Raw genomic sequence first — 5,291 nt, forward strand, 5'->3', positions numbered from 1 at the left:
CACTGACGCCCTTTGTCTGGCGCAAGCATCTGGATTTCGCGGCCATCGAAGACGCCCACGACATGGTGCGCAAGATCCGCGATCACAAAGGGCTGGCCGGACCGATCACGCTGCCGGGGCACAACATGAAACTGGGGCGCGGTGGCATCCGCGAGATCGAGTTCTTCACTCAGACCCGCCAGATCATCGCCGGGGGCCGCGATCCTGATCTGCGGGTCCGCGGCACGGTGCCGGGGCTGGCGGTGCTGGCCGACAAGGGATGGGTGCCGCAGGATGTCGCGCACACGCTGACGGACCACTACCGCGCCCATCGCGAGGTCGAACACCGGGTCCAGATGTTGCGCGATGCGCAGACGCATGACTTGCCGCAATCCGACGACGGGTTCGACAGGTTGGCCGCTTTCATGGGCACCGACCGCGCGACGCTGCACAAGGACCTGCGCGCGCGGCTTGAGGAAACACATGCGCTGACGGAAGGGTTTTTCGGCGGTGACGGCACACCCGCGCGGCGCAAAGCTGTGCCGGAAGAGTTCGAGAATTCCGAGATCGTCAGCCGGTGGCGCACCTATCCGGCGCTGCGGTCGGCGCGGGGCAGCGGAATATTCGAGCGGCTGCGGCCCGAGATCCTTGGCCGCCTGGCCAAGACCTCGCACCCGATGGAGGCGCTGACCGCCTTTGACGGGTTCCTGAGCGGCTTGCCCGCCGGGGTGCAGGTGTTCTCGCTTTTCGAAGCCAACCCGCAGCTGATCGATCTTCTCATCGACATCGTTGGCGTGTCGCCTGACCTCGCCCGGTATCTGTCGCGCAACGCGTCTGTGTTCGATGCCGTGATCGGTGGGGATTTCTTTTCCGACTGGCCGGGCCGGGACGCGTTGCAGAAGGCGCTGGCCGATCTTCTGGCGCAGGAAAGTGATTACGAGAACAAGCTCAACACCGGCCGGCGCTGGGGTAAGGAATGGCATTTCCGGGTTGGCGTGCATCTGTTGCGCGGCTTGATCGGGGCCGAGGAAGCGGGCACGCATTATGCCGATCTGGCCGATGCCACGCTTGCCGCACTTGCCCCCGAAGTGCAGGCCGACTTCGCCCGCAAACATGGGCCATTGCCCGGTCGTGGAGCGGTAGTTGTGGGCATGGGCAGCCTCGGATCGCGGCGGCTTCATTCGCGCTCTGATCTGGACCTGATCGTGATCTATGATCCGGGTGATGCCGAGATCTCTGAAGGTCGCCGCCCGCTGGCGACACGACCCTATTATGCGCGGCTGACGCAGGCTCTGATTACGGTGGTGACGGCACCGATGGCCGAGGGGCGGATTTACGAGATCGACATGCGGTTGCGCCCGTCGGGCAATCAGGGGCCGGTGGCGACCAGCCTGGAATCCTTCCGCAGTTACCAGAAATCAGACGCATGGGTGTGGGAACATCTGGCGCTGAGCCGCGCGCGTTGCGTCACAGGTCCGCCCGATCTGATGGACGACGTTGCGGCTGTGCAGGCTGACGTGATGGCCGCCCCCCGTGACCGGGGCAGTGTGCTGCGCGAGGTCGCCATCATGCGCAACCGGATCGCCGCCGCCAAAGGCGATGGTGGTCCATGGGAGGCCAAGTTGGGGCAGGGGCGGTTGCAGGACATCGAACTGGTCGCGCAGGCCGCTGCGCTGATCGCGGGTCAACCGCTCGACACGGTGCCCGGGGCTTTGGCACGTGGCGCGGATTGTGGATGGCTGGCCTCTGAAGATGCGCAATCGCTGATTGACGCCTACCGCCTGTGCTGGTCGCTCCAGATCGGGTCGCGGCTGATTTCAGAGACCACCTTGACGCCGGATCGTGATATCAGTGCGGCGTCGGACTTCCTGTGTCGGATCACCGGCACAGAGACGATCGATGGGCTTCAGGCTTTGTTAGAAAACCGGGCCCGACGCGCCGCCGAGATCATCGACGCGGCCTTGCTGGATGTGAGTGAAGAGGACTGACCGATGCACAAGGGGGATGCCACCGACCCGAAGGGTCTGATCGCGGAAGCGTTCAAGATCGACGGCATCACCTATGAAGAGTGTCGGTCAATCTTCTTGGACTGGGCATTGGCGGTGCCGGTGGACGCAGACAGCCCAACGCTGATCCGCGGCCTGTTGGATCGTCACCCGGTAGCAGGCCACCCGATGACGCAGGTCCTGACCGAAGGTTTAAGCGCCGCCCAAGCCCCCAAACGCCGGGGCGGCTGGAAGGGGCGGCGCAGCTAAAGCTCCTCCCACCTCTGCCCTGTGTTTTGGGCTTCAATGCTGGGGCAGGATCCTTTGCCGCTGGGCATTGACCAAAGCTTGTGTCCTGTTCGCCGCACCAAGTTTCTTGCACAAAGAGCGCACGCGCATTTTGACGGTCGATTCCTGCACGTCCAGGCAGTCTGCGATTTGTTTATTCGACAACCCGATCGAGATTTTGCCGAGCACACTCATTTCGCGCTGGGTCAATACTCCTTTGACGTCGTCTCGTCCGCCTTTTGCCGTTGAATGCATCTTTGCTGGAATAAAGACTTGCCCCGATGCGATGAAGTTCAACACGCTTTTGAACGCATTCAGCGAAAGCGTTTTGGGGACAAACCCGAAGCCTCCAACCTCAACACAGCTTTCGATAAATACCGGATCGGCATGCCTTGAAAAGAGCACCGTTTTTGCGGGCGACGACAGCTCTACAATATGTGCAACTGCTCTCACTGTGATTGGTTCAGAAAGATCAAGCTCTAGCAGGACAATGTCATATGCCTCTGACACCCCCGTTTGCAGGCGATTGACAGCCTCGGTCATGCATTTCGCTGACTCAACATAGAACTCACCGCCTGAAACCAGGTTGGCTTGTAGGAGATCCGTGATGAGTTTTTGCCCGTCTATGATCAAAAGCTTGGTGACGTCGCTTGTCATGCTCACCTTTCCCAAAACAAAAGGGTTGGTTGCTTGCAAACTGGTATTGTCCGTCGCGAATGCCCTTTACACTGCATCGGGGTACTGGCAATTGGCGGCTGTTACCACTTAACGTAGCAATGTGCACTTTAGTTTCCACCCCTCGCTTAAAATGTCCTATTAATTGGCAAAAAAATGCTCGTTCTGCGTTACGGGATCGTCACCCGATGACGCAGGTCCTGACCGAAGGTTTAACCGCCGCCAGCGCACCAAAACGCAGGGGCGGCGCTGGCCTTGAGGTTGAACCAAAGTCTTTGCGGCTCCTGCTGCCGAAGGCTTTTCCATTGATAAAAAGTGTGCCCACACCGCGAATTGCCGACCCGCCCTGGCGCGGTCGCTGGACAATTTCCCGCCGCCGTCTAACCTCTGTCCGACTCAACAGGGTAGGACGATCAGACCAATGAAAACCTTCATGACTTCCGCATGTCTTCTTGCTGCCACGTCGTCGGTGGCTCTTGCTGCCGGGCATGGCAGCTGTGCGACCGGGCTGACGCTGGAAGAGAACGTCTTGACCATCGCGACCGGCAACCCGGCCTACTATCCGTGGGTACTGAACGACGCGCCCGAAAGCGGCGAAGGCTACGAGGCGGCTGTCGCCTATGCCATCGCGGCAGAGCTTGGCTTCGAGGCCGACGCGGTGAAATGGGTCCGCACCTCGTTCGACGAGGCGATCCAGCCGGGCGCAAAGGACTTCGACTTCAACATGCAGCAATACTCGATCACGCCCGAGCGCGAACAGATGGTCGATTTCTCGCTGCCCTATTACACCTCGGCCATGGCGGTGCTGACCACGCAAAGTGTCGTGGACGCTGGTGCCACCGCCACGCTGGACAGCCTCAAGGGGCTGGTCTGGGGCGCGGATGCCAACACCACGGCGTTGCCGATGCTGACCGAGATCGTGGCACCTGAGAAAGACCCGCTGCTCTATGGCGACAACACCGATGTGACCGCCGCGATGCAGGCCAACCAGATTGATGCTGCGCTCTTCGATCTGCCGACGGCGTTTTATCTGTCGGCGGTGGTGGTCGAAGGCGGTGTGATCCTGGGTCAGTTCCCGGCGGACCGGTCCGAGAACCCGGACCAGTTCGGTCTGCTGTTCGAGGACGGCAACCCGCTGCGCGACTGCGTGAACACCGCGATCACCGCGCTGACCGAAAGCGGCAAGCTGGCCGAGATCGAAGCCACCTGGTTGCAGGATGCCACTGGCGTTCCCGTGATCGAGTGACATGACCGATCAGACACGTCTGCAAAGCGGGTCAGCGCCAACACTGACCCGTCGCCAAGCCTATGAGCAACGTCTGCGGCGACGGTCGATCACCATCGCGGCAGGATCGACATTCGCGGTGGTGCTGGCGGTTGTCCTGTTGGTGCCGCTGGCCCCCGGCTGGGACGCGGTCAAACGCAGCTTTTTCAATGGTGAGGTGTTCGCCAAGACCTTTCCGGGGCTTCTGGATGCGTTCCTGATGAACGTCGCCATCTTCCTGTGGTGCGCGCCGATCATTGCCATTCTGGGTCTGGTGATCGCGCTCTTCCGCGATGTGCGATCGCCCGCGCTGTATCCGCTGCGGCTCTTCGGGGCGATCTACACGGATGTGTTTCGCGGGCTGCCGGTGATCCTTGTGATCTATCTGATCGGCTTTGGCGTCCCCGGCCTTGGTCTGCCGCGCCCGTGGAATTCGCCGTACATCTGGGGGTCTCTCGCGCTGATCCTTGTCTACGCGGCTTACGTGGCCGAGGTGATCCGGTCGGGCATCGACTCCATCCACCACAGCCAGCGCGCGGCGGCGGCATCGCTCGGGTTGTCGGATGGCGAAACCATGCGCTATGTCGTGCTGCCGCAGGCGATCCGCAACGTGGCACCGGCCAACATGAACCTCTTTATCGCGCTGCAGAAAGACGTGGCGTTGCTCAGCTTCATCGGTCCGGTCGAGGTGTTCCGGCAAGCGGGCGTCTACAAATCCCTTATGGCCAACTTCACACCCTATGTGGGGGCTGCAGTGATCTTTCTGGCGCTGACAATCCCGGCCACGCGCTATGCCGACTACCTGATGAACAAACAGCGGCGGCGGCAAAGCTGATGGCGAAACTGGAACTGCAAGGCGTCACCAAGAGTTTCGGTAACAACATCGTCTGCCGTGGCATCGATCTGTCGGTGGATGAGGGTGAGATGGTCTGCCTGATCGGCGCGTCGGGGTCGGGCAAGTCGACGCTGTTGCGCTGCATCAATCTGCTGGAACCCATCGACGACGGCATGATCCTTCTGGACGGTGTCGATATCAGCGGACCGGGGCTGAACCCGCAGCCGATCCGTGCGCGCATCGGGATCGTCTTCCAGTCGTTCAA

At 61.2% G+C, this 5,291-nt stretch carries 6 protein-coding genes; 5 read left to right on the forward strand and 1 reads right to left on the reverse strand.

Annotated elements, in window-relative coordinates; translation table 11 throughout:
* Together JJ869_RS21815 and JJ869_RS21820 are read left to right on the forward strand one after the other, a co-directional pair.
* Positions 1-1,967, forward strand: a 1,967-nt coding sequence (locus JJ869_RS21815) for a glutamine-synthetase adenylyltransferase (RefSeq protein WP_292270727.1), incomplete at its 5' end; no start/stop codon positions are given.
* Between the two features lie 3 nt (positions 1,968-1,970).
* Entirely contained in the window at positions 1,971-2,234 is a 264-nt protein-coding gene (locus JJ869_RS21820) for a hypothetical protein (protein ID WP_292270729.1), read from the forward strand.
* Positions 2,235-2,267: 33 nt separating this feature from the next.
* Here the strand turns inward: JJ869_RS21820 and JJ869_RS21825 are convergent, their stop codons facing one another.
* The gene (locus JJ869_RS21825) at positions 2,268-2,909 is read right to left on the reverse strand and encodes a response regulator transcription factor (RefSeq protein ID WP_292270731.1); all 642 of its coding nucleotides are present in this window, start codon (positions 2,907-2,909) and stop codon (positions 2,268-2,270) included.
* Between the two features lie 451 nt (positions 2,910-3,360).
* Here JJ869_RS21825 and JJ869_RS21830 point away from each other — a divergent pair, with 451 nt between their 5' ends.
* From JJ869_RS21830 to JJ869_RS21840, 3 genes are all read left to right on the forward strand, one after another.
* A complete protein-coding gene (locus tag JJ869_RS21830) occupies positions 3,361-4,173 on the forward strand; it encodes an ABC transporter substrate-binding protein (RefSeq protein ID WP_292270734.1) in 813 nt (270 codons plus the stop codon).
* A 1-nt stretch (position 4,174) separates the two neighbouring features.
* Positions 4,175-5,026, forward strand: a complete 852-nt coding sequence (locus JJ869_RS21835) for an amino acid ABC transporter permease (RefSeq protein WP_292270737.1) — start codon at positions 4,175-4,177, stop codon at positions 5,024-5,026.
* On the forward strand, positions 5,026-5,291 hold a 266-nt coding region (locus JJ869_RS21840), incomplete at its 3' end, for an ATP-binding cassette domain-containing protein (RefSeq protein ID WP_292270739.1). The genes JJ869_RS21835 and JJ869_RS21840, both read left to right, overlap by 1 nt.

Origin of the sequence: Marivita sp., from assembly GCF_017643905.1 — a bacterium.
Taxonomy (GTDB): Bacteria; Pseudomonadota; Alphaproteobacteria; order Rhodobacterales; family Rhodobacteraceae; genus Marivita.

Coding starts and splice junctions, on each gene's coding strand:
- JJ869_RS21820 (WP_292270729.1), top strand. CDS start 1,971: ATGCACAAGGGGGATGCCACCGACCCGAAGGGTCTGATCGCGGAAGCG.
- JJ869_RS21835 (WP_292270737.1), top strand. CDS start 4,175: ATGACCGATCAGACACGTCTGCAAAGCGGGTCAGCGCCAACACTGACC.
- JJ869_RS21825 (WP_292270731.1), bottom strand. CDS start 2,909: ATGACAAGCGACGTCACCAAGCTTTTGATCATAGACGGGCAAAAACTC.
- JJ869_RS21830 (WP_292270734.1), top strand. CDS start 3,361: ATGACTTCCGCATGTCTTCTTGCTGCCACGTCGTCGGTGGCTCTTGCT.